General features: G+C 70.9%; 23 protein-coding genes. 7 read left to right on the forward strand and 16 right to left on the reverse strand.

Annotated elements, in window-relative coordinates; translation table 11 throughout:
- Positions 1-56: 56 nt before the first annotated feature.
- The 5 genes from ftsH to dacB form a co-directional block, all read right to left on the reverse strand.
- On the reverse strand, positions 57-2,072 hold the full coding sequence (gene ftsH / locus ACFWWQ_RS11645) for an ATP-dependent zinc metalloprotease FtsH (protein WP_384593958.1): 2,016 nt from the start codon (positions 2,070-2,072) through the stop codon (positions 57-59).
- Between the two features lie 289 nt (positions 2,073-2,361).
- The gene (gene hpt, locus ACFWWQ_RS11650) at positions 2,362-2,901 is read right to left on the reverse strand and encodes a hypoxanthine phosphoribosyltransferase (protein WP_143941039.1); all 540 of its coding nucleotides are present in this window, start codon (positions 2,899-2,901) and stop codon (positions 2,362-2,364) included.
- A gap of 87 nt (positions 2,902-2,988) precedes the next feature.
- A complete protein-coding gene (gene tilS / locus ACFWWQ_RS11655) occupies positions 2,989-3,996 on the reverse strand; it encodes a tRNA lysidine(34) synthetase TilS (protein WP_384593961.1) in 1,008 nt (335 codons plus the stop codon).
- A gap of 192 nt (positions 3,997-4,188) precedes the next feature.
- A complete protein-coding gene (locus tag ACFWWQ_RS11660; protein ID WP_384593964.1) occupies positions 4,189-5,340 on the reverse strand; it encodes a zinc-dependent metalloprotease in 1,152 nt (383 codons plus the stop codon).
- A 65-nt stretch (positions 5,341-5,405) separates the two neighbouring features.
- Complete coding sequence (gene dacB / locus ACFWWQ_RS11665) at positions 5,406-7,157, reverse strand: D-alanyl-D-alanine carboxypeptidase/D-alanyl-D-alanine-endopeptidase (RefSeq protein WP_384593967.1); 1,752 nt, start codon at positions 7,155-7,157, stop codon at positions 5,406-5,408.
- An 86-nt stretch (positions 7,158-7,243) separates the two neighbouring features.
- Between dacB and ACFWWQ_RS11670 the strand changes: the two genes are divergently transcribed.
- Positions 7,244-7,738, forward strand: coding sequence for an inorganic diphosphatase (locus ACFWWQ_RS11670; RefSeq protein ID WP_367437799.1), 495 nt, complete (start codon positions 7,244-7,246; stop codon positions 7,736-7,738).
- 127 nt (positions 7,739-7,865) lie between these two features.
- Here ACFWWQ_RS11670 and ACFWWQ_RS11675 read toward each other — a convergent pair whose 3' ends face one another.
- Positions 7,866-9,620: a threonine/serine exporter family protein gene (locus ACFWWQ_RS11675; RefSeq protein WP_384593969.1), complete on the reverse strand. Its 1,755-nt coding sequence runs from the start codon at positions 9,618-9,620 to the stop codon at positions 7,866-7,868.
- Between the two features lie 366 nt (positions 9,621-9,986).
- On the reverse strand, positions 9,987-10,691 hold the full coding sequence (locus ACFWWQ_RS11680) for a DedA family protein (RefSeq protein WP_384593972.1): 705 nt from the start codon (positions 10,689-10,691) through the stop codon (positions 9,987-9,989).
- 311 nt (positions 10,692-11,002) lie between these two features.
- Between ACFWWQ_RS11680 and ACFWWQ_RS11685 the strand changes: the two genes are divergently transcribed.
- From ACFWWQ_RS11685 to ACFWWQ_RS11695, 3 genes are all read left to right on the forward strand, one after another.
- Positions 11,003-11,371: a YbjQ family protein gene (locus ACFWWQ_RS11685; protein ID WP_030288486.1), complete on the forward strand. Its 369-nt coding sequence runs from the start codon at positions 11,003-11,005 to the stop codon at positions 11,369-11,371.
- Between the two features lie 229 nt (positions 11,372-11,600).
- Entirely contained in the window at positions 11,601-12,320 is a 720-nt protein-coding gene (gene leuE, locus ACFWWQ_RS11690; protein ID WP_384593976.1) for a leucine efflux protein LeuE, read from the forward strand.
- 219 nt (positions 12,321-12,539) lie between these two features.
- The gene (locus ACFWWQ_RS11695; RefSeq protein WP_384593979.1) at positions 12,540-13,934 is read left to right on the forward strand and encodes a glutamate decarboxylase; all 1,395 of its coding nucleotides are present in this window, start codon (positions 12,540-12,542) and stop codon (positions 13,932-13,934) included.
- Positions 13,935-14,008: 74 nt separating this feature from the next.
- Here the strand turns inward: ACFWWQ_RS11695 and ACFWWQ_RS11700 are convergent, their stop codons facing one another.
- The 3 genes from ACFWWQ_RS11700 to ACFWWQ_RS11710 all read right to left on the reverse strand — a co-directional run bounded on the left by ACFWWQ_RS11700 (position 14,009) and on the right by ACFWWQ_RS11710 (position 17,255).
- A complete protein-coding gene (locus tag ACFWWQ_RS11700) occupies positions 14,009-14,650 on the reverse strand; it encodes a PadR family transcriptional regulator (protein WP_384594397.1) in 642 nt (213 codons plus the stop codon).
- 199 nt (positions 14,651-14,849) lie between these two features.
- On the reverse strand, positions 14,850-16,307 hold the full coding sequence (locus ACFWWQ_RS11705) for an aldehyde dehydrogenase family protein (RefSeq protein ID WP_384593982.1): 1,458 nt from the start codon (positions 16,305-16,307) through the stop codon (positions 14,850-14,852).
- A gap of 84 nt (positions 16,308-16,391) precedes the next feature.
- The gene (locus ACFWWQ_RS11710) at positions 16,392-17,255 is read right to left on the reverse strand and encodes a helix-turn-helix domain-containing protein (RefSeq protein ID WP_384593985.1); all 864 of its coding nucleotides are present in this window, start codon (positions 17,253-17,255) and stop codon (positions 16,392-16,394) included.
- A 313-nt stretch (positions 17,256-17,568) separates the two neighbouring features.
- On the opposite strand from ACFWWQ_RS11710, the gene ACFWWQ_RS11715 reads away from it, so the two are divergent.
- Positions 17,569-18,051 carry an ATP-binding protein gene (locus tag ACFWWQ_RS11715; protein WP_384593988.1) on the forward strand — a complete coding sequence of 161 codons (483 nt, stop codon included), beginning with the start codon at positions 17,569-17,571 and terminating at the stop codon, positions 18,049-18,051.
- A 260-nt stretch (positions 18,052-18,311) separates the two neighbouring features.
- Here ACFWWQ_RS11715 and ACFWWQ_RS11720 read toward each other — a convergent pair whose 3' ends face one another.
- Entirely contained in the window at positions 18,312-18,551 is a 240-nt protein-coding gene (locus tag ACFWWQ_RS11720; RefSeq protein ID WP_143944084.1) for a DUF397 domain-containing protein, read from the reverse strand.
- A 329-nt stretch (positions 18,552-18,880) separates the two neighbouring features.
- On the opposite strand from ACFWWQ_RS11720, the gene ACFWWQ_RS11725 reads away from it, so the two are divergent.
- Together ACFWWQ_RS11725 and tatA are read left to right on the forward strand one after the other, a co-directional pair.
- A complete protein-coding gene (locus ACFWWQ_RS11725; protein WP_384593991.1) occupies positions 18,881-19,024 on the forward strand; it encodes a hypothetical protein in 144 nt (47 codons plus the stop codon).
- A 109-nt stretch (positions 19,025-19,133) separates the two neighbouring features.
- Entirely contained in the window at positions 19,134-19,361 is a 228-nt protein-coding gene (tatA, locus tag ACFWWQ_RS11730) for a Sec-independent protein translocase subunit TatA (RefSeq protein WP_384593994.1), read from the forward strand.
- A gap of 76 nt (positions 19,362-19,437) precedes the next feature.
- Here the strand turns inward: tatA and ACFWWQ_RS11735 are convergent, their stop codons facing one another.
- The 5 genes from ACFWWQ_RS11735 to ACFWWQ_RS11755 all read right to left on the reverse strand — a co-directional run bounded on the left by ACFWWQ_RS11735 (position 19,438) and on the right by ACFWWQ_RS11755 (position 23,394).
- Positions 19,438-20,283 (reverse strand): nitrilase-related carbon-nitrogen hydrolase, encoded by an 846-nt coding sequence (locus tag ACFWWQ_RS11735; protein ID WP_384593997.1) that lies wholly within the window; start codon positions 20,281-20,283, stop codon positions 19,438-19,440.
- A gap of 617 nt (positions 20,284-20,900) precedes the next feature.
- Positions 20,901-21,308 (reverse strand): rodlin, encoded by a 408-nt coding sequence (locus tag ACFWWQ_RS11740; protein ID WP_384594000.1) that lies wholly within the window; start codon positions 21,306-21,308, stop codon positions 20,901-20,903.
- Positions 21,309-21,957: 649 nt separating this feature from the next.
- Complete coding sequence (locus ACFWWQ_RS11745; protein ID WP_384594003.1) at positions 21,958-22,368, reverse strand: rodlin; 411 nt, start codon at positions 22,366-22,368, stop codon at positions 21,958-21,960.
- Between the two features lie 230 nt (positions 22,369-22,598).
- On the reverse strand, positions 22,599-22,889 hold the full coding sequence (locus ACFWWQ_RS11750) for a hypothetical protein (RefSeq protein WP_384594006.1): 291 nt from the start codon (positions 22,887-22,889) through the stop codon (positions 22,599-22,601).
- 271 nt (positions 22,890-23,160) lie between these two features.
- Positions 23,161-23,394, reverse strand: coding sequence for a chaplin (locus ACFWWQ_RS11755; protein ID WP_384594008.1), 234 nt, complete (start codon positions 23,392-23,394; stop codon positions 23,161-23,163).
- Positions 23,395-23,515: the final 121 nt, after the last annotated feature.

Below are 23,515 nucleotides of genomic sequence, written 5' to 3' on the forward strand. Positions count from 1 at the left end.
CCCAGGCTAGAACCTGGGAGGCGCGGCGGACATTCCGGGGCCGTGTGATCCCCGCGTCAGCTCTCGCGGGTTTCCTCCGGGGACTCCGTCACTGTCTTGTCCATCGAAACGGTGCCGTTGCCCGGGATCGTGCCGTTGGCCGGGGACAGCTCCCGCGGGGAGAGCACCGGCGGCCGGGACGACGGGGTACGCCGCGAGGAGCCGGTCCACGCCGGGCGGGCCGGGCGCTTCACGATGTGCTTGAAGACCTCGGCGATCTCCTCCTTGCCCAGGGTCTCCTTCTCCAGGAGCTCCAGGACGAGGTTGTCGAGAACGTCGCGATTCTCGACCAAGATCTCCCACGCCTCGTTGTGCGCGGTCTCGATGAGCTTCTTGACCTCCTCGTCGACCAGCGCCGCGACCTCCTCGGAGTAGTCGCGCTGATGGCCCATCTCGCGGCCCAGGAAGGGCTCGGAGTTGTCGGAGCCGAACTTGATGGCACCGAGACGCTCGGTCATGCCGTACTGCGTGACCATCGCACGGGCGGTGGCGGTGGCCTTCTCGATGTCGTTGGCCGCGCCGGTCGTCGGGTCGTGGAAGACCAGCTCCTCCGCCGCGCGCCCGCCCAGCATGTACGCCAGCTGGTCGAGCATTTCGTTGCGGGTGGTGGAGTACTTGTCCTCGTCGGGCAGGACCATGGTGTAGCCCAGGGCCCGGCCGCGGGACAGGATCGTGATCTTGTGGACCGGGTCGGAGTTCGGGGAAGCCGCCGCGACCAGGGCGTGTCCGCCCTCGTGGTACGCGGTGATCTTCTTCTCCTTGTCCGACATGATCCGGGTCCGCTTCTGCGGACCGGCCACGACGCGGTCGATCGCCTCGTCCAGGAAGTGGTTGTCGATCAGCTTCGCGTCACTACGGGCCGTCAGCAGCGCGGCCTCGTTGAGGACATTGGAGAGATCGGCACCGGTGAAGCCGGGGGTCCGCTTGGCGACGGCCGAGAGGTCGACGTCCGACGCGACCGGCTTGCCCTTCTGGTGGACCTTGAGGATCTCCAGGCGGCCCTGCATGTCCGGACGGTCGACGGCGATCTGCCGGTCGAAGCGGCCGGGACGCAGCAGCGCCGGGTCGAGGATGTCCGGGCGGTTGGTGGCGGCGATCAGGATGACGCCGCCCTTGACGTCGAAGCCGTCCATCTCGACGAGCAGCTGATTGAGCGTCTGCTCGCGCTCGTCGTGACCGCCGCCGAGACCGGCGCCACGGTGGCGGCCCACCGCGTCGATCTCGTCGACGAAGACGATCGCCGGGGCGTTCGCCTTGGCCTGCTCGAAGAGGTCACGTACCCGGGAGGCACCGACACCGACGAACATCTCGACGAAGTCGGAGCCGGAGATCGAGTAGAACGGCACCCCGGCCTCGCCCGCGACGGCGCGTGCCAGCAGCGTCTTGCCCGTACCGGGCGGGCCGTACAGCAGAACGCCCTTGGGGATCTTGGCGCCGACGGCCTGGAACTTCGCCGGCTCCTGGAGGAACTCCTTGATCTCGTGGAGTTCCTCGACCGCCTCGTCCGACCCGGCGACGTCCGCGAAGGTCGTCTTGGGCGTGTCCTTGGTGATCAGCTTCGCCTTGGACTTCCCGAAGTTCATCACCCGGGAGCCACCGCCCTGCGCCTGGTTCATCAGGAACAGGAAGATGATCGGGATGAGGAGGAAGGGAAGCAGCGTGATCAGCAGCCCGACGAACGGGTTCTGCTTCGACGGGGCGACTGTGTAGCCGTCCTTGATCTCGCCGGTCTGGTACTTGGCCTGCAGGTTCTTCGCGATGTCGACGCCCTGGTCGCCGATGTAGCTCGCCTGCAGCTTGTTGGAACCCTCGATCTTGTTGTCGCCCGACAACTCGATCTTGATCTTGTTCTCGTCGCCGGTCGTCAGCTCGGCGGATTTCACCTTGTTGTCAGTGATCGCCTTGACGACCTGACCGGTGTCCACCGTCTTGTAGCCGCCGGATTCACCGACGACCTGCATCAACACGACCACGGCGAGGACGGCCAGCACGATCCACATGACCGGCCCACGGAAGTATCGCTTCACGTCCATCCATACGGAGCCGTCACGGCCCCGTCCCTCCTGCCACAGTGAGGCACAACAGCCCTGCGGAGGGCTGGTCGTGCGTACGGTGTATTACTGGCCCGAAAATGAGTACCTTCGGACGGTACCCCAGCATTGTCACCCGTCGGCGACGCCGACAGCGAACAATGCGAGCTCGGATTCCGTTCTCTGCTTCAACGGTGGGCGGCCCCGGCAGGTTCCCGCTGCTGCGCGGCCGCCGTGCCGTGGCCGTTCCTGGCCCTCGCCGACCCGTACGGCCGGCGAGCGGATGCCGTCCTCAGCCGCCGTACACGTGCGGTGCGAGGGTGCCGACGAACGGCAGATTGCGGTATTTCTCGGCGAAGTCGAGGCCGTAGCCCACGACGAACTCGTTGGGAATGTCGAAGCCGATCCACTTCACGTCGATATCGACCTTGGCGGCGTCGGGCTTGCGCAGCAGCGTGCAGACCTCCAGCGAGGCGGGCTCGCGCGAACCGAGGTTGGACAGCAGCCACGACAGCGTGAGACCGGAGTCGATGATGTCCTCGACGATCAGGACGTCCCGGCCCTTGATGTCGGTGTCGAGGTCCTTGAGGATGCGCACCACGCCGGAGGACTGGGTGCCCGCGCCGTACGAGGACACGGCCATCCAGTCCATCGTGACGGGGGTGGACAGCGCCCGCGCCAGGTCCGCCATCACCATCACGGCGCCCTTCAGGACGCCGACGATGAGCAGGTCCTTGCCCGCGTACTCCGCGTCGATCTTCGCGGCCAGCTCGGCCAGCTTCGCGTCGATCTCTTCTTTGCTGATGAGTACCGACTCAAGGTCGGAGCCCATGTCCTTGTCGTCCACCCGTGCCACTCTCGCTCGGTTCGGTGTCGTGTCCGTCGCCGGACTGATCAGGCGGGGCAGCGGTCTTGCGGCTCAGCCCTGCCGAATGACAAGTCTGCCACCCTGCCGTCGAACACCGACGCGCCCGGGGAGGTTGAGGGCGCCCTGACCACGCCAGGCCGTGATCAGCCGGTCCACTTCCTCGATGTGCCGGGCGAAGAGCGAACCGGCCGGTGCGCCCGCATCGATGACGGCCCGGCGCAGCACCCGGCGGCGCACCGCGGGCGGCAGCGCGAACAGCCCGGCGACGTCGAGCGTGCCCTCCGCGCCGCGGACCGTGCGTTCGGCGTCGGCGGCCCAGGAGTCGAGGGCGTCGGCGTCGTCCCGGGAGAGCTGGGCCGTACGGGCGAGGGCTTCGACGACGCCCTTGCCGAGCGCCTTCTCCAGGGCGGGCAGCCCTTCGTGGCGCAGCCGGGAGCGGGTGTAGGCGGGGTCGGTGTTGTGCGGGTCGTCCCAGACCGGGAGGGACTGGATGAGGCAGGCGGTGCGGGCGGTCTGGCGGTCGACGCCGAGGAACGGACGGCGGTAGCGGCCCAGGTGGCCGGTGGTCGCGGCCATGCCGGAGAGGGAGCGGGTGCCGGAGCCGCGGGCGAGGCCGAGGAGGACCGTCTCGGCTTGGTCGTCGCGGGTGTGGCCGAGGAGGACGGCGGCGGCGCCGTGGCGTTCGGCGGCGGCGTCGAGGGCGGCGTACCGGGCGTCGCGGGCGGCGGCTTCGGGTCCGCCCTCCTTGCCGACGCGCACGGTGACCGCCTCGGCGGGGTCGAGGTGGAGGGAGCGCAGCCGCAGGACGACCTCGGCGGCGCGGAGGTCGGAGCCGGCCTGGAGGCCGTGGTCGACGGTGACGCCGCCCGCGCGGACACCGAGCCGAGGGGCTTCGAAGGCGAGGGCGGAGGCGAGCGCCATGGAGTCGGCGCCGCCGGAGCAGGCGACGAGGACGAGCGGGGGCTCGGTCCTGGCCTGCGCGCAGTGCCGGTTGAGTACGTCGTGGAGTACGCGGCGGACCGCCAGGCGTATCGCGGCGACCGCTGGATGGGGACCCATGTCCGTTTCCAATCGTTCAGCTGGGGAGCCTTGGTCCGTGGACGACATATTCGTCACACAGAGTGCCTAGATGGTGACAGAGGCGAGCAGTTCCCCGAGCATTGCACGCCCATCCCCTGGTAACGGTCCCTCAGAAGGGTGATTACGGGGGCGCACATCTGCCGTCCGGCGTGCGCGCGGCGCATCTCTGCCTTACGGTGCCCCGTCCGCCGCACCTTTCACGCGCGCGATCCAGTCCGCGGGCGAGGCGATCTCCTGTTTGGTGGGGAGCGTGTTGGGCGAGGTCCAGACGCGGTTGAAGCCGTCCATGCCGAGGTCGTCGACGACCGCGCGGACGAAGCGTTCGCCGTCGCGGTACTGGCGCAGCTTGGCGTCGAGGCCGAGGAGTTTGCGCAGCGCGAGGTCGAGGCGGCCCGCGCCGCTGGCCCGGCGCTGCTGGAACTTCTCCCGGATCTCGGCGACGGAGGGCACCACCTCGGGCCCGACGCCGTCCATGACGAAGTCGGCGTGGCCCTCCAGGAGGGACATCACGGCGGTCAGGCGGCCCAGGATCTCGCGCTGCGCGGGGGTCTGGACGAGGTCGACGAGGGAGCGGGCGTTCTCCTCGCCGGACTCGCCCTCGGGCCGGGCGCCGGTGAGTGCCTGCGCGGCCTCGCGGAGGCGTTCCACGAGGGCGCCCGGATCGATGTCGGTTTCGGCCAGGAACGACTGGATCTCGCCCTCGATGTGATCGCGCAGCCAGGGCACGGCGGTGAACTGGGTGCGGTGGGTCTCCTCGTGCAGGCAGACCCAGAGGCGGAAGTCGTGCGGGTCGACCTCCAGCTCCCGTTCGACGTGGACGATGTTGGGCGCGACGAGCAGCAGCCGGCCGCCCCTGGCCGCGGCGGGCAGATCGCGCGAGGCCGGTGCGAACGTCTCGTACTGGCCGAGCACCCGGGAGGCGAGGAACGACAGGAGCATGCCGAGCTCGACGCCGGTGACCTTGCCGCCGACGGCGCCGAGCACCGCGCCCCCGGCGCCGCCGGGGCGGCGCTCGGCCATCTTGTCCAGCAGGGGTTTGAGCACCGCGCGGAACCCGGCGACGTTGGCCTTGATCCAGCCGGGGCGGTCCACGACGAGGACGGGTGTGTCCTGCGGCGCCTCGGCGCCCACCGCCTCTCCGGGCTGCGCCATGCGGGTGAAGGCGCGGACGTGTTCCTCGGAAGACCGGGCGTGGGCGCGCAGCTCCGCCACGATCGCCCTGGCCTCGTCGCGGCTGACCTCCGGACCGGGCCGCACGAAGCGCGTCGCCGTCGCCGCCGCGAGGTTCCAGTCGACCATCTCGACACCACCGATGCTCGTCATGCGTTTCACGGTACGTGGGCACCCGGCTCGGGGGTAGCCGACCGGTGGCCTCCGGGGCCGGCGGGTCAGCGGCAGCCGCAGTTGGCGACGGCCGAGGCGAGCGCGTCGAGGGCCTGCTGGGCGCCCTGGGCGTCGCTGGTGCCGTTGGTCATGAACGCGAAGACCAGCAGCCGTCCGTCGGCGTCGACGACGGTTCCGGCGAGGGTGTTCACACCGGTGAGGGTGCCGGTCTTGGCGCGTACGGCCCCGGCGCCCGCGGTGTCGGCGTAGCGGCCGTCGAGGGTGCCGGTGAAGGCGGCGACGGGCAGGCCGGTGACGATCGGGCGGAGTTCGGGGCGCTCGGGCGCCGAGGCGTGCAGCAGGAGGCGGGCGAGGAGTTCGGCGCTGACCTTGTCGTCGCGGTCGAGCCCGCTGCCGTCGTCGAAGCGGGCGCCGGACAGCGGCAGGTGCTGGGCGGCGAGCGTCTGCCGGACGGCGGTCCCGGCGCCGGAGAAGCTGGCGGGGTGGTGGGCGCCGAGGGCGGTCTGCCGGGCCAGGGCCTCGGCGATGTCGTTGTCGCTGTGGGTCAGCATCCGTTCGACGAGGGCGCCGAGCGGCTGGGAGCGGACGGTGGCCAGGCGGGTGGCGTCCTTCGGCGCGTGCGCGGCGGACGGGGCGCCGTCGACGTCGATGCCGCGCTCCTTCAGCCGGGCGGCGAAGGCGCGGGCGGCGTCGGCGGACGGGTCGGCGGCGCGGGGCGCCGGGCCGTTGTCGCTGTCGTCGAGGCGGCCCTCGTCGGCCATCAGCGGGGTGACGCGGGCGAGGTTCTCGTTGAAGCCGATGGGGTGCATGGCGGGGCCGGAGTAGAGCGAGGTGTCATAGCCGAGAGAAACCTTCTTGCGGCCGCGCTCGGCGAGGGCCCGGGCGGTGTCGTCGGCGAGGGCGCGCAGGCTGGCGGGCCCGTCGGCGCCGCCCTCGGGTGCCCGGGCGGTGAGCGTCGGGTCGCCGCCGCCGACCAGCACGATCCGCTGGGGCGCGGGCTTGCCGCCCTTGCCCTTGTCCTTGGAGTCCTTGGGGTCCTTGGAGTCCTTGCCGCTCTTGGCGTCCTTGCCGCCCTTGGGGTGCTCGTCGTCCTTGCCGCCCTTGGGGTGCTCGCCCTCCTCGGCTCCCTTGCCGTCGTCCTCCGCGTCCGCGGCGGTCACCACCGTCGTCTCGATGCGGTGGTCGGTACCCAGGGTGGTGAGGGCCGCGACGGCAGTGGCGAGCTTGACGGTGGAGGCGGGCACCGCCGCCGTGGTGGGTTTGGCGGCGAACACCTGGCGGCCGGTGGCGACATCGATGACCGACGCGGTCCGCACCGCGCCCAGCGCCTTGTCCTTGAGCAGCGGCGACAGCGCGTCGGCGAGCCCGGCGCCGGTGGGCTGCGGCGCCGCGCCGCGTCCGGAGGCGCCGGCCGCCGGGACGCCGAGCGCCGGGAGGACCTGCGGGAGCCCGGGCCCGCCGTCCGCGCCCCCCGGCGCACCGCCGCGGCCGGGCGCCCCGCCGTGATGTGCGCCACCCGTACCGGCCGCGGCCCCCGCGCGGGCCCGCTCGGCCGTACGCTGACCCGAGTCCCAGGGCCCGGCCACCGCCACCGCGGCCGTCGCGGTCGCCAGGCCCGCGGCGGTGGCCACCGCCGTCAGGCGCCAGGTGCTCCGTGTCCGCGGCGGTGCGGCGAGCCAGGTCCGCCGGACCTCGTGGCCGGCCCGCTGTGCCGTACGGGCCGCGGTACGGGCGTACGCCCGGGCCGACCGTCGCACCGTCTCCCATCTGACCTGCCACGATCCGGTCTCCGGCACCTTGGACCAGCCCCTTTCGCCAGCACCCACCTGCGTGGGGGACACTTAATCACCAGACCTATGTGTTGATCATGGAGGAGCCACCCGTGGAGTTCGACGTCACCATCGAGATCCCGAAGGGTTCGCGGAACAAGTACGAGGTGGACCACGAGACCGGTCGGATCCGCCTGGACCGTCGACTCTTCACCTCGACCAGCTACCCGGCGGACTACGGCTTCGTCGAGAACACCCTCGGCGAGGACGGCGACCCGCTGGACGCGCTGGTCATCCTGGACGAGCCGACCTTCCCCGGTTGCCTCATCAAGTGCCGCGCCATCGGCATGTTCCGGATGACCGACGAGGCCGGCGGCGACGACAAGCTGCTGTGCGTCCCGGCGTCCGACCCGCGCGTCGAGCACCTGCGGGACATCCACCACGTCTCGGAGTTCGACCGCCTGGAGATCCAGCACTTCTTCGAGGTCTACAAGGACCTGGAGCCCGGCAAGTCCGTCGAGGGCGCCGACTGGGTCGGCCGCGCCGAGGCCGAGGCCGAGATCGAGGCGTCCTACAAGCGCCTGGACGCGCAGGGCGGCGCCCACTGACACCGGCGCTCCCCGGGGCCGCCACGGCCCCCGAGACCCGGCGCACGGCGCGCTGATTTTCGTACGCGAACGGGCGGCACCCACTCGGGGTGCCGCCCGTTCGTGGCGCGGGGTGGTCGGCCGATGGTCAGAAGCCGCGGGTGCGCTTGGCGGCGCGGCGGCCGGCGCCGGGCATCTCGGGCCCGGGGGCGCGCAGGAAGAGCCGCGCGACCTCGCTGCCGAGGTTCACGCCGACGGCGATGGCGAGCGCCAGCGACGCCGCCTTGATCAGCGAGGCGATGCCGTCGAGGAGGTTGCCCTGCGCGAAGTTGAGCAGCCCGAAGTACGTGGCGCTACCGGGCAGCAGCGGGCCGATGGCCGCGGTGACGTACGGCAGCGCCGAGGCGTAGCGGTAACGGGACAACAGCTGGCCGAAGAGGCCGACGAGACCGGCGGAAATGGCCGTGGACGGCACCGCGTTGAGCCCGGCGACGTTGGCGAGGGCGCCGTAGACGACCCAGGCCACCCCGGCGTTGAGGGTCGCGAACGCCACCGTGTGCCGCTCCTGCTGGAGCAGCACGCAGAAGGCCAGCGCCAGCAGCATGGACGCGCCGGTCTGCACCAGCGGCTCGTTGTAGACGTGCAGCGCCTGCTCGGGGTTGAGCCGCTTGAGCCCGGGATCGAGCTGGAGCCCGATGTAGAGGATGCCGAGCACGCCGACGACGATGCCGACGATGAGGTAGACGACCTCCAGGAGGCGGGCGGCGGCGGTGATGTAATAACCCGTCAGGCCGTCCTGGACGCCCGCGACCAGGGCCCGCCCCGGGATCAGCGCGAAGAGTCCACCGGTGATGACCGCGGACGCCTGGACGTTGGCGTGCGCCAGGCCGAAGGCGACGCCTATGGCCGCGGGCGGCATCGCGGCCACCACGAACTGGTAGAACTCCGGCAGCCCACGGCCGGACGCCAGCCACGCCAGCCGGTCGCCGAGCATCGAGCCGACCGCGGCGGCCACAAAGACCAGCAGACCACCGCCGACCAGTATGGACGCGCCGCCGGACAGCAGCCCGGAGGCGAGCGTCAGCGCCCAGGTGGGGAACGGGTGGCGGTTACGGCGGATCTCGGCGAGCCCGCGGTACGCCTCCTCCAGGGTGATGCCCTCGGAGGTGATGTCGTCGACCAGCCGGAAGACCGCCGACAGCCGGGTGTAGTCGACACCGCGGCGCCGCACGGTGCGACTGGCGGTGACCGGGTCGTCGACCAGCGACGGCTGGTACGAGATGGACAGCAGGGTGAAGGTGACGGTCGGCTCGACACGCTCCAGCCCGTAGGCGTGCGCGACGCCGAACATCGCCGCCTCGACGTCCTCGGCGCCCTCACCACCGGCCAGCAGGATCTCGCCGATACGCAGCGTGAGGTCGAGGACGCGGGGCACCGCGGGCCCGGTCTCGTCGTCGGGGCGCTCCGACCGCTCCGGGGTGGGGCGCTCGTGGATCGGCATCCGCAGCATGGTCCGCATGCGGTCCTGCCACGGCGCCTCCTTGGTGAGGCTGAGCACCGGAATGCCGTGCGGCGGGGTGAACGCCGGGAAGCCGCCGACGGGCGCGCCGCCGGGCGGGGCGAAGGCTGAACCTTCCTGCTCCGCGGGGACCTCCGGCCGCAGCCCCTCGGGCAGCGCGAATTCGGAGGTGGTACTGGACTCGTCCTCGGGAAGCGGGGGCTGCGGGACACCCAGCGGCGGCGTGAAGGCGCTGCGCACCTCGTCCGGCGTCGGCTTTCTGTCCTCGTCGGGCGGCTCCGCCGAACCGTCGCCACCGTTGCTGTTCCGCCCGCGGTGGTGACCGTTATGGGCATGCGGTGTGCCGTTGGTGGAGCGCTGGCCGCGCTGTGGATCCGACGCCACGTTTCTTCGCTCCTCGTACGCCTCCTGCGACCGTCAAGGACACGATGCCTGATGACGCTTCCGGGCGCGCGGGGCGGGGGTTGACCGGTTCCGACAAAGGAGTCGGACAGGATGAACTGCACATTCCCGACGGCGCCGGGGGTCATGCCACGAAGTGCGTGACCGAGGGGAGAGTACGGGAGTGCACCGGGATGGTGTGGAGGCGCATCCCGTACCAGGAGCACGCCCGCGCGCCCCACCACGAACCGCCCGCCCCGGGGCGCGGGGACGGGCGGTCTCGGGGCGTGCGGAGGGGATGGGAGGGCGAGGGGCAGGGGCGGAATGCTGCGCCTGGTCAGCAGCCGAGGCCCGGCCCCCTCATGCGGCTCAGCGCTTGGCGTGGCGACCGCGGCGGTCGTCGCCCGGCGCGCCTTCGGCCACGGCCTGCTCGGGCACCGCGCCCTCGGCCTTCTTGGCCTTGCCGCGGGCCCGCAGGTACTCGACGACGATCGGCACGACGGAGATCAGCACGATCAGGACCAGTATGGCCTCGATGTTCTTGTGCACGAACTCGATGTTGCCCAGCGCGGCGCCGATCAGGGTGACCCCGGCGCCCCACAGGGAGCCGCCGATGACGTTGAAGGTGAGGAACGAGCGGTAGTTCATCCGGCTCACGCCCGCGATGATCGGCGTGAACGTCCGCACGATCGGCACGAAGCGGGCCAGGACCAGCGACTTCGGCCCGTACTTCTCGAAGAATTCGTGGGCCTTCTCGACGTTCTCCTGCTTGAAGAGCTTGGAGTCGGGCCGCGTGAAGAGCGACGGGCCGACCTTGCGGCCGAAGAGGTACCCGGCCTGGTCACCGAGGACCGCGGCCAGCGCCACCAGCACACACACCAGCCACAGCGGCTTGTCCATCTTGTGGGTGGTCACCAGCAGGCCGGTGGTGAACAGCAGCGAGTCGCCCGGCAGGAAGAAGCCGATCAGCAGGCCGGACTCCGCGAAGACGATGACCAGGACACCGATCAGGCCGAAGGTGCCGATCAGGAAATCCGGGTCCAGCCACTGGGGGCCGAGCGCGAGGGTGTTCACGGGGTGGAGGCTCCTGTGTCGAGGGCGCCGGATCTGCGGTGCGACGGGGGAAGCTGCGGGGATCGGGCGCGGTGTGCGGCCCCAAGCTATCAACGCCACCCGGCCGGTCACGGTTCCCTCCGCCCGCCCACCCCGGGGGCGGCCAGGGCGCCACCCCGGGTCACACCGTCGCGGCCACCGGTACGAGACGCCCTCCGCCCCTGGTCGGAGGGGATGCCGGACGACGCTCGTCCCGGCGGAGGATGCCCGGCCGCGGGAACCCGGTGATGCTTGCGTCACAGGCATCACACAGCGAAGGAAGTGCGTGACAGATGGGCATCGAGGAATTCGGCGGCGGACAGCAGGCCCAGTCCGACGTCCTGGTGGTGACGACGAACGACGTCCCCGGCTTCACCGTGCAGCAGGTCATCGGTGAGGTCTTCGGGCTGACCGTCCGCTCGCGCCACCTGGGCAGCCAGATCGGCGCCGGGTTGAAGTCGATGATCGGCGGGGAGCTGAAGGGCCTGACCAAGACCCTGGTCGAGACCCGCAACCAGGCCATGGAGCGCCTGATCGAGCAGGCCCGCTCGCGCGGCGCCAACGCGGTGCTGATGTTCCGCTTCGACGTCACCGAGGCGGCCGACGTCGGCACCGAGGTCTGCGCCTACGGCACCGCCGTGGTCCTCGCCCCGAAGAGCTGACCCCTACGGGCCGGGGCGTCCCCGCACGAGGGGCGCGCGCCGCACCGTCGGACGCTCCCCCGGCCCGGCGCACGCCCCCTGCCGCGCGCCCCGCGCCCGTCCGCCCCGCCGCCGGGCTCCCGCCCGGACACCGCGCCGTGTCCGGGGCGTCCGCATGGGGAAAAGAACGGGGCGTCCGCATGGTGAAAAGACTTGTGGAGGGCCGGGCTCCGGGTGAGATTCTGCGCCCATGTTCGGGATAACTGACCTCTCCACCTATTTGGCGGGCCTCGCCCTGATCATCCTGCTGCCGGGGCCGAATTCGCTCTACGTCGTCTCGGTGGCGGCCCGCCGCGGCCCCCGTGTCGCGTACCGTGCGGCGGCCGGGGTGGTCTGCGGGGACACGGTGCTGATGGCCCTGTCGGCGGGCGGCGTGGCGTCGCTCCTCAAGGCCAGCCCGCTGCTGTTCGCGATCGTGAAGTTCGCGGGCGCGGGCTATCTGACCTGGCTGGCCATCGGGATGCTGCGCGGCGCGGTGGCCCTGTGGCGCGGCCGGTCGGCCCGTACGTCCGCCGAGGCGTCTGCCGGGACCGAGCCGACGGCCGCGACGGCGGTGGCCGAGGCGGCGACGGCCGAGGCGCCGGCCGGAGCGGCGAAGGAGCCGGTGGAGCGCCCGTACCGCCGGGCTCTGGTGGTGAGCCTGCTCAACCCGAAGGCGATCCTGTTCTTCATCTCCTTCTTCGTGCAGTTCGTCGACCCGTCCTACGCGCACCCGGTGCTGTCGTTCCTGGCCCTGGGCGCCTGGGCGCAGCTGTTCAGCCTCACCTACCTGTCGATCCTGATCTTCAGCGGTACGTATCTGGCCGCGACGTTCCGGCGCCGCCGGAAGCTGACCGCGGGCCTGTCCGCGGGCGCCGGCGCCGCCTTCCTGGGCTTCGCCGCGAAGCTGTCCCTGGCCGGGACGGGCTGACCCCGGCCACCGCGTGGCGCGCCCGGGCCACTCCGCCCGGGCGCCCCGACCGGACTCCGGCCCCGGCCCCGGGGCGCCCCGGCCCGCCTGGTCCGAAGCGCCCCCGGGCCCGTACCCGCGACGCACCCGACCCGGCCCCGAAGCCCGGCCACACGCCCGGCCCCTCCCCACGCGCCGCCGTCCGGCCGCCGCCCTAGGGTCGGCCGAGGAGGTGCGGCCATGACCCTGCACAAAGGCGCGTCCGCGCGGCCCGGCCACCCGGTCAACCCCTTCTACGGTGAGGCCGACCCGATCGGCGGCATGGACGAGTCGCCGCCCCGGCACACGCTCCCGGACGGCCCGCTCGCCCCGCACACCGCCTATCAGTACGTGCACGACGAGCTGATGCTCGACGGCAACGCCCGGCTCAACCTTGCGACCTTCGTCACCACCTGGATGGAACCGCAGGCCACCGCGCTGATGGCCGAGTGCCGGGACAAGAACATGATCGACAAGGACGAGTACCCACGCACCGCCGAACTGGAGCGGCGCTGTGTGGCGATGCTCGCCGACCTGTGGCACGCGCCCGACCCGGCGGCCGCCCTCGGCTGCTCGACCACCGGCTCCAGCGAGGCGTGCATGCTCGCCGGGATGGCCTTGAAACGGCGCTGGAGCCACGCCGCCGACCGCACCGGCGCCCGCCCCAACCTCGTCATGGGCGCCAATGTGCAGGTCTGCTGGGAGAAGTTCTGCACCTTCTGGGAGGTCGAGGCACGCCAGGTCCCCCTGGAGGGCGACCGCTACCACCTCGACCCGCAGGCCGCCGCGGACCTCTGCGACGAGAACACCATCGGCGTCGTCGCCATCCTCGGCTCCACCTTCGACGGCTCCTACGAACCGGTCGCCGAGGTGTGCGCGGCGCTCGACGCCCTCCAGGAACGCACCGGCCTCGACATCCCCGTCCACATCGACGGCGCCTCCGGCGCCATGGTCGCGCCCTTCCTCGACCCGGACCTGACCTGGGACTTCCGGCTCCCCCGCGTCTCCTCGATCAACACCTCGGGCCACAAGTACGGCCTGGTCTACCCCGGTGTCGGCTGGGCACTGTGGCGCGACGACACGATGCTCCCCGAGGAGCTGGTCTTCCGCGTCAACTACCTCGGCGGCGACATGCCGACCTTCGCGCTCAACTTCTCCCGGCCCGGCGCCCAGGTCGTGGCGCAGTACTACACGTTCCTGCGGCTGGGCCGGGAGGGCTTCCGCGCCGTCCAGCAGGCCACCCGGGACGTGGCGACGTCACTGGCGTCCCGCATCGGCGCGCTCGACGACTTCACCCTGCTCACGCACGGCGACGAACTGCCGGTCTTCGCCTTCACCACCGCTCCCGGCACCACCGTCTTCGACGTGTTCGACGTCTCCCGGCGGCTGAAGGAACGCGGCTGGCTGGTGCCCGCGTACACCTTCCCGCCGCACCGCGAGGACCTGTCCGTCCTCCGGGTGGTCTGCCGCAACGGCTTCTCCCATGACCTCGCCGACCTCTTCCTGGACGACCTGGAGCAACTGCTGCCGGAACTCCGCGCCCAGCCCTGCCCTTTGCAGCGTCCCGCCCACAAAGCCACCGCGTTCCATCACTGACCACGGGGGTCCCGGACGCTCCGCGGAACCCCGCCGTCCGCCCGGCGCCCGGGCACGCCCGAACCGGGCTGCCCCTACGCGTCGTCCCCGGGGTGGGCCTCACCCGTCGCGTACGGGTTCTCCTCGCCGTCGGCCAGGACGCCCACGAACGGCTCGCCCTCCCCGGCGAAGACATACGCGCCGCCCTCGATCCGCGCGATCAGCCCGCGGGTCCAGGCCGCGCCGTGATCGGCGGCGTCCACCCACATGTGCATGATCTCGCCGATGTGCCCGAGCGCACCGGGCCCCTCCGCGGGCACATACTCCTCGGCCGCCGTGGCCCGCCACTCCTCCAGGGCCCGCGCCCGCTCCCGCAGCAGCGCCACCGCCTCCGCCCGCTCCAGCTCCACGAGGAAGCCGAGACCGGCGCTGAGCACATCGTTCCGCTGACCGGGCCGCGCCAGCGCGTCCCGCAGCAGCGCGAAGAACTCCGCCTCACCGGCGTCCGTCAGCTCGTACTCGGTACGCGGCGGTCCGCCGTCCGGGCTCGGCGCGGTGGCGTGGGCGCGCAGCAGTTCCTGCTTCGCCATCTGCTTGAGTGCGTGGTAGATCGAACCGGGCTTGGCCTGCGCCCACTCGTGCGCGCCCCAGTACTCCAGATCGCCCCGCACCTGATAGCCGTGCGCCCGCCCGTGCTGCCGGACGGCGCCCAGGACCAGCAACCGCATCGCCGACATCGCCCCTCCGTCCGCCACACCCGGATCGCGCAGACCGGCGCGCCCGGTGGCACCAGCCTAGGACGTACCCCGAGGCGGCGGCCGGGCCGTACCCGCGCCCGGGGCGTGCGGCCCGCGCCGCCGTCGGAACGGGAAGCGATCGCCGGAGCGGGAAGCGATCGCGGGAACGGGAAGCCGCTGTCGGAACGGGAAGCGGCCGTCAGAACGGGAAGCGGGAGCGGCCGTGCTGGATGGAGATCCACTTGGTGGTGGTGAACGCCTCCACCATCGCGTCACCGTTGAGGCGGCCCACGCCGGAGTTCTTCTCGCCGCCGAACGGCACGATCGGCTCGTCGTGCACCGTGCCGTCATTGATGTGGATCATGCCGGTCTCGATGCGCTTGGCGAACCGCACGCCCCGCTCGATGTCCGCGGTGTGCACCGCGCCGCTCAGGCCGTACGGCGACGCGTTGGTGATCCGCACCGCGTCGTCGTCACCGTCGAACGGCACCAGCACCACCACCGGCCCGAAGATCTCCTGGTGGAGCAGCCACGAGTCCTCCGCCACCCCGCCGAGCACGCTGGGCCCGACGAGCGTGCCGTCGCTCGTGCCGTGCAGCAGCGCGGTGGCGCCCTCGCCGACCGCCCGCCCGACCAGCGAGGTGATCGCCTCGGCCTGGCCCTCGTTGATCAGCGGCCCGATGTGGGTGGCCGGATCGGCCGGGTCGCCCACCTTGAGGGAGGCGACCTTCGCCACGAACTTCTCGGTGAACTCCTGCTCCAGCGACCGGTCGATCAGCACCCGGTTGGCCGCCATGCAGACCTGGCCCTGATGGATGAAGCGGCTGAAGACCGCGGCGTCGACGGCGTAGTCGACGTCCGCGTCGTCGAGGACGACCAGCGCGCTGTTGCCGCCCAGCTCCAGCACGGCGTGCTTGAAGTGCCCGGCGGCGACCGTCGCGACGTGCCGCCCGACCTTCTCGGAGCCGGTGAACGAGATGACCTTGGGGACCGGATGCGCGATCAGCGCGTCACCGATCTCGGCGATGTCGGTGACCACGACATTCAGCAGCCCGGCCGGCAGCCCGGCCTCCTCGAAGATCCGGGCGACCAGCCCGCCGCCGCAGATCGGCGTGTTCTGGTGCGGCTTGAGGACCACGGCGTTGCCGAGCGCCAGCGCCGGGGCCACCGACTTCATCGACAGCAGCAGCGGGAAGTTGAACGGGCTGATCACCCCGACGACGCCGACCGGCACCCGGTAGAGGCGGTTCTCCTTGCCGTCGACCGGCGACGGCAGGATGCGGCCCTCCGCGCGCAGCGCCAGCTGCATCGCCTCGCGCAGGAACTCCCGGACCAGATGCAGCTCGAAGCCGACCTTGACGTGGGTGCCGCCGACCTCCGCGGCGATCGCCTCGGCCAGCTCCGCCTCGCGGTCGTCGATGATCCGCAGCGCCCGCTCGAAGACCAGCCGCCGGGTGTACGGGTTGGTGTCGGCCCACGCCTGCTGTGCACGCTCCGCGGCGCGGTACGCCTCGTCGATCTCCGCCGCCGTGGCGACCGGTATGGAGGCCAGCTTCTCCCCGTTGTAGGGATTGAAATCGACGATGTCCCACGAGCCGCTGCCGGAGCGCCACTCGCCGTCGATGAACTGGTACGCCAAGTCGTCGAAGTAGGACATGCCATCCCGATCTGGAGAACAGGGCGCGCGCGGCGCCCAGTTGTGGGGTATTGCCTCCTGATGGCTGGTCATACTACCCACGCGTCACATCAATTGGAGTAGACCACGCAAAAGGTCCCGGCTCTCCGCGGGGCTCGGCCCCTCCGCCTGCAACCGCCCCATCACCCGTGCGTACTGGGCGACCTCCTCGGGCTTGTCCACGTAGAGCGCGCTGGTGAGCTGCTCCAGATAGACGATGTCCGGCAGCCCGTCCTCCTGGAATCCCAGCATCGTGAAGGCGCCGCTCTCCCCGGAGTGACCGCCCATCTGGAAGGGCATCACCTGAAGCCGCACATTCGGCCGTTCCGACACCTCTATGAGATGTCTCAACTGCTCGCGCATCACCTGTCTTTCGCCGTACGGGCGGCGCAGCGCGGCCTCGTCGAGCACGCAGTGGAACTCCGTCGGGCGCTCGGCGACGAGGAGCTTCTGCCGCTCCAGGCGGAGCGCGACCCGGCGCTCGATCTCCTCCGGCGTGGCGTCCGGCATCCCGCGCCGTACCACGGCGTCGGCGTACTCCTCCGTCTGCAACAGGCCATGAATGAACTGCACTTCATAGGTGCGCAGCAGCGAAGTGGCGCCCTCCAGGCCGATATACGTCTGGAACCAGCCGGGGAGCACATCGGAGTAACTGTGCCACCAGCCCGCGACGTTGGCCTCGCGCACCAGGGACTGCAACGCGGCGCGCTCCTGCTCGTCGCTCACCCCGTACAGCGCCAACAGGTCTTCCACGTCACGGGATTTGAAGCTGACCCGCCCCAGTTCCATGCGGCTGATCTTGGACTCGGAGGCGCGGATCGAGTACCCCGCCGCCTCCCGGGTAATGCCGCGCGACTCCCGCAGTCGGCGCAGCTGGGATCCCAGCAGGATCCTCCGCACCACCGACCCGTTCGACTCACTTGCGGACACCGTTTCGCCCCTCCCATGGCCCCGACCCGCCCAACAATGCCCGGCAGTCTGCCACGTTCCTGCGGCGTTGAGTGCTCGGCCGGTTACTGATATGTGAGGTCCGCCCATGCCCTCCACACTCTGCACGGGAGAAGAATTAACCGCGAACCGGAAGACATCCCCGCAACCCCGGCGCGTGCACGTGCATCTGCCCTTGCATCTGGCGTACGCATTCGGAACCATGGGCGTCGCACGCATGCACGCTCGTGAAAGATCCGCCAGACCCCGCTGACCGGCCGGGTCATGACGTCCGCGAACGCCAGGAGTGCCTCGCATGGGGACCAAGGTTTTGACCAGGCTCGATCCATTAGGGCAAAGCGTCTTTCCCGTCGACCCCTGGACAGTCTCCGGCTCCGCCTCCTGCTCGCTGCCACCGCGCTACGAATCGGTGGGCGGCGCACGGAAGTTCACCCGTGACACGCTCGGCGACTGGGGTCTTGAGGGCCTCTTCGACGGCGTCGAACTGGTCGTCTCCGAGCTGGTCACCAACGCGCTGCGGCACGCGGTCCTCGCCGCCCCGCAGCTCGCCGACGAGACCCCGCCGGCCCGGCTGCACCTGATGCACTGGTCCTCGCGACTGGTGTGCGCGGTCCGTGACCCCAGCGACGACTCACCGGTCGCCGGCGAGGCGGACTTCGGGGCGGAGGGCGGCCGCGGGCTGTACCTCGTCGAGTCGTTCAGCGACAGCTGGGGCTGGCAGCCGCTCTCCGGCGCCCCCCACGGCAAGATCGTCTGGGCGCTCTTCCGGGTTCCGTAACCCGCCCCGCCGGGGGCGCGCACCGCCCCCGGGACGGACCGGCATGGACACACCACACGCCGGGGCCACCCCCACGGAGGCCCCGGCACACCTGTGACCGGACACAGCGACGGGCGCCCCAAGGGCGTACGTACACGACGACGGGCGGTACGCGCAGGGCGACGCCCCGCGCCTCCCGGAGCACGGCCCCGCCTCGGCCAGCGCATGCGCAAAAAAGCCGCTGACCTGCGGCTATGGGTCTCAGTCGCTGCCCCGGACGGTCAGTCGCGGACCAGGTGGTCGAACTCCCCGTCCTTGACGCCGAGCAGCATCGCCTCGACCTCGGCGGGCGTGTAGATCAGCGCGGGCCCCTCGGGGAAACGCGAGTTCCGCACCGCCACCTCCCCGCCGGGGAGCTTCGCGAACTCCACGCAGGATCCCTGCGAGTTGCTGTGGCGGCTCTTCTGCCAGGCGGCGTCGGGGAGATCGGTCGCGGCCATCCCGTTGTATGCGTGCGGCACAGGGCTCTCCCGGATCATGACTGTCGTTCAACTACTCGGCAGCATAACCAGGTTCACATGCAGATGCATGTACAGATGCACGTGCACGACAGGGGGTGCCGACACCGTTACCGCACGTCAAACACGGAAACCCCACCCGAGCCCCGTCGTCCCCGCGCACCTCACCCGCCCCACTGGTCGCCGCTGGGACGCACGCCGACGCCAACAGGTTCCCTCCCGCTCCACCGCGCCCCTTATCACGCCCGCACCCGCCCTCGATCGGCGTGAATCCATCGCCCCGCCACACCCGCCGCCGAGCCCGGCCGGCAACACCGGACTACCATCGCCACATGATTACCATTTTCAATAAGCTGCCGGGGGTCGCCACGGCTGCCCGCTACGCCGTCCGCCGCGCGGCGCTCAGGGCCGTCACCCTCTCCGCGCACGCCTCGCACGGGGAACGCCGCCCCGACGACCGCGCGGCCCTTTGGTGAACACCGAGGGGCGACGTCCTCCAGTTGCCCCCCTCCGCCGGACGCCGGGCCCGTTCCGGTCATACTGGGCAGAACGTCCGCAGGCACCCCCGACGAAAGCGAGCGCACCATGCTCCGGAACGCCTTCGAACCCTGGCACCTGATCCTGATCATCGTCGCCTGCGTCCTGCTCTTCGGCTCGAAGAAGCTGCCGGACATGGCCCGCGGCCTCGGCCGCTCGATGCGCATCCTCAAGTCGGAGGCCAAGGCGCTCAAGGACGACCACACCCCCGAGCGGCCCGAGCAGCCCGCCGCGTCCGCCACGCCCCGTACGGAGACGACGGCCGCCGGGCACTGACCCGGCCCGGCCCCGGGCCGCGAATCCCCGCACCGCGGCCCGGCAGCCCCGGCTCGGCGGCCCGTAGCCCCGCCGCTCAGTGGTCCCCGCCCTCGTCGATCAGCCGCCGCACCTCGCGGTCGACCAGCCCGAGCCGCGCCTCGGCCACCAGCGGCACGGCGCGGCGCTGCCGACGCGCCTCGGACGGGTCGACGTCGACGGTGACGAGCGCGGGCTCCCACTTGGGCTCCTGCGCCACCACCGCGCCCCGGGGATCCACCACCCGTGAGCCGCCCCAGAAGGTCGCGCCGTGCTCGCTGCCGACCCGGTTGACGAAGACCACCCAGCACTGCAGCATCCGCGCCGTGTACGAGAGCAGGGTGTCCCAGTAGAGCCCGGTGTCCATCGCCTCCGGGTCCAGGCTCGCCGCGCTGTTCGTCGGCACGAACAGCACCTCCGCCCCGTCCTGCACCGCCAGCCACGGCAGCACCGGCTGCCACGCGTCGTTGCACACCAGCGTCGCCGCCCGCCCGCCGCCCGGCTCCTTCCCGAGGCCGTACGCGCGCATCGACTGCCCGGGGCTGACGTGCTTGCGCTCCTCCCAGGCCAGATAGTTCGGCAGATAGAGCTTGCGGTGCGCATGCACCAGCTCCCCGGACGCGTAATACGCCGAGGTGTTGTACGCCCGCAGGCTGGTGTGCTCATGGAACCCGATCACGACGTCCGGGCCGAGCGCGCTCAGCTCCAGCAGCCGCGGATCACGCACCTCCACGGAGGTGTCCCGCTCCAGGGCGCCCAAGTGGTAGCCGTGCAGGCTCAGTTCGGGGAACACCACCAGATCCGAGCCCTCCGCCGCGGCCTGCTCGATCTGCTCGCGGGCGAGGACGAGGTTCCCCTCCACATCCCCCAAGAGACAGTCGGTCTGCGCCAGCGCTATGCGCATGCCACACTCCCCCTTTTTATCGCTTTTACGTCTTTTGTCCTGCTATTTTCTCAGAGGCCGCCCCCTTCGGCTCCGGCGCGCACCCCCGCCCGTGCCCGCCCCTGGCGCACGCGGCAGTCGCCGGCGCACCCGTCCGCTCCGTTCGAGCCGCTTCAAACCCCCGGGAAGCCTGGTCCCACCAATGAGGGAAAGAACGATCCTTCCCGTACCGGAGAAGGCCCCTGGCGCGTTGATCCGCACAGTCCGTCGTCCGGGCCGGGTGGCTTCCAGCCGCAGCGCCACCAGGCCCGCAGGTGCGACGGCGCTGCGGTCGAGTCGTCCGGCGATGCCGACGGCCGTCTCGACCGGGCGGCCCAGGCCGAGCGGCCCGCCGGATCCGCTCGGCCGGCCGCCGAGCACGCCCCCCCACCGCGGGCCCGCCGGTCACGGCCGGGTCCCGCTCCCTTCCCCCTCCCCGCCGGGCCCCGGAACGCGGCGACCTCACCACGCCACGCCCCGGGCCGCGGCGAACGACGGACCCGGCCCCGCATCCGTACGCCCCGGTGGCCGGAGCCGCGCCGCGGAGGTCACGGGACCGGCCACCCGGAGGCGTACGCGGCAGTCGGGACGTCGGGCCGTCAGCTGTTGTGCTCGCCGTTCGCGGACAGCGCGGCGATGTCGTCCAGGATGTGCGACAGCGGCTCGTCGCCCTTGGCCTGAGTGGAGTTCTCGGCGCACTGCTGGTTCTGCGGGTTGGACAGCACGTTGATGTCCTGAACGGTGATCGGCACGTGGCCGATGAGGGAGCCGACGTTCGCCTTGACCGGCACACCGAGGCACAGGTCGTTCAGCGAGCCCTGGACCAGCCCGAGCTGGGTGCTGAGCTTGCCGTGCGTGGTGGAGTTGCCGTAGGCGGTCTTGGCACCGTTGCCGTTGACGGTGGACGTGCCGTGGTCGTCGCCGGTCGCCATCGCCTGCGGGACCGCCGCGGCAGAGAACCCGAGCATCGACACCGCGACAGCGGCGCCCGCCATGATCTTCTTCATCGTGCAAACCCTTCGGTACAAGGACTTCCGGTACAGAAGCCCTGTTTCAACAACCCGCTGCACCGCGCCTGGTTCCGGTCCGTCACCCGAAGAGATGGCGATACCGCGGGCGCCCGGCCGCCCCCTTCGTTCACACGCGCCCCGCACCGCACCGGCGCCGTCGGCCTCAAGGCCGGCCCGCTCCCGGTCTGCCGGCCTGCCGGCCTGCCCAAGGTCTGACGGGCCCGGACACACACGAGGCCCGCGCCGCCGATTCTCCGGCGACGCGGGCCTCGTGCCACTTCCGACGGCATGCCCATGCGTCCGCAACCCCATCAATCCCGCGAACGCATGGGCATGCGTCCCTCCACACACCATGACCAACGAGTGACCCGGGCCCGTAATGGTCACGCACGGATAACGATGCCGGAAATTCCGTCCCGCATTCCCCGGCGCCGTTTCCGACCGCCCGAACGCCGTTTCCGACCGCCCGGATTTCCCCGCCCGCATTCCTCGCGTACGCATTCCGTAATCCGTACGCGCACACCTTCCGATATCCGTACGCATCACCACACCGGAAACCATTCGGAAGGGATACGGAAGCGGGAAAAGGGAAACCCGGGCCGCCCTGAAGAAGAAGGGCCGGGCAGCCCGGGTCAGCGGGTGCCGGTCAGTGGTTGCCGGCGCCGTTGCCCGAGAGCAGCGGAATGTCGTCCAGAATGTGCGACAGCGCCTCGTCACCCTTGGCCTGGGTGGAGTTCTCGGTGCACTGCTGGTTCTGCGGCGAGGACAGCACGTTGATGTCCTGGACCGTGATCGGCACGGCGCCGAGCAGCGAGCCGATGTTCGCCTTGGCGGGCAGACCGATGCAGGGCTTGTTGAGCGAGCCCTGGATGAGGCCGATCTGCGGGCTCATGTAGCCGTACGTCGAGGAGTTGCCGTACGCCTGCATGGCGCCGTTGCCGTTGACGGAGCTCGTGCCGTGTTCGTTGCCGATCGCCATCGCCTGCGGGGCGGCAGCGGCGGCGATACCAACGACGGACGCAGCCGCGGCTGCGGTCGCCAGAGCCTTCTTGATCATTGATTGTCCTTCGTTTTCCGGGTTGCCCGGGGCCGGGCAACGTGCCCAACTTCGGCCGTCCGGCCGAGTTGCGCTGATTCACTCAAATGAGCTGGCGTCCCCGACCCGCACTGCTTGATCGGAATCGCCTGGGAAGTGACCGCAGAAACACGGGGTATCCGGCGCCGCGAACCGGGAATTCTCCGGTGTTGAGCTTCCCCGCACCCGTCGCCGCAGCCCCGCGTACGGAATTACTTCCCGAGCGGCAGGCCGCCGAGCAGCTTTCCGTCCCGGGCCGCCCCCGTGGCACCACCCAGGATCTTCTTCGGACCGGATTTCGCCGTCTTCGCCACGCCCGTGACGGTGTCGACCAGCGGCCGGATCTGGTGACCGTCGAGCTGCTCGCTGTGGAGCGCGTCGTTGAGACCACCGTTGAGGCTCATGCTCGGAGCCGTCGGCTGCCCTTCCGCGAAAGCGGAAACAGCCGCGCCGAGAGCCATGACGGAACCGGCCAGAACGGCGGCGGACTTCGCGTACTTCACTGTGAACTGTCCCTTCTCGGGCGGTGTTCGACGGGGCGCGACATCCCGGCCACGTGAGCATTCACTTCGCTGCTCGGATCACCGCATTCCCTCTGCCCAACGAGTCCCTGCGCGCAGGGAAACCCCCGAACATGCATCTTGCCCGGAACGTGTGCCGAAAAGGCGCGCGACTTTCCACGGACGCGTCGAATTCGGGGTGGAACCGGTCGGCCCCGGCACACGGAATGTGCACCGGGGCCGACCTGGACAACGCAATCCGAAAAGCTTCGGATCAGTCGTTGACGCAGGTGTTGCCGAAAGTCGGGTTGAGCAGGGCGACGATGTCGACGGTGTTGCCGCACAGGTTGATCGGCAGGTGGATCGGCATCTGGATGTCGTTGCCGGAGAGGACGCCGGGCGATTTCGCGGCGACACCCGAGGCATCCGCGTCGGCGAACGCCGGGGTGGCGGCACCGATGGCCATCAGCGTGCCTGCGGCAACAGCGGCGATCTTGGTGTACTTCACTTTGAGCCCTTTCCTGCAGCGGTTCGATAGCGCACACGTCCTTCGTGTCGCACGGACGCAAACCGCTCGCCCGTCACTCCGCTGCCGATATTGGTAACGATGTCCCCTCGCCGACGAAACT

Source organism: Streptomyces sp. NPDC059080, assembly GCF_042739975.1.
GTDB lineage: Bacteria > Actinomycetota > Actinomycetes > Streptomycetales > Streptomycetaceae > Streptomyces > Streptomyces benahoarensis.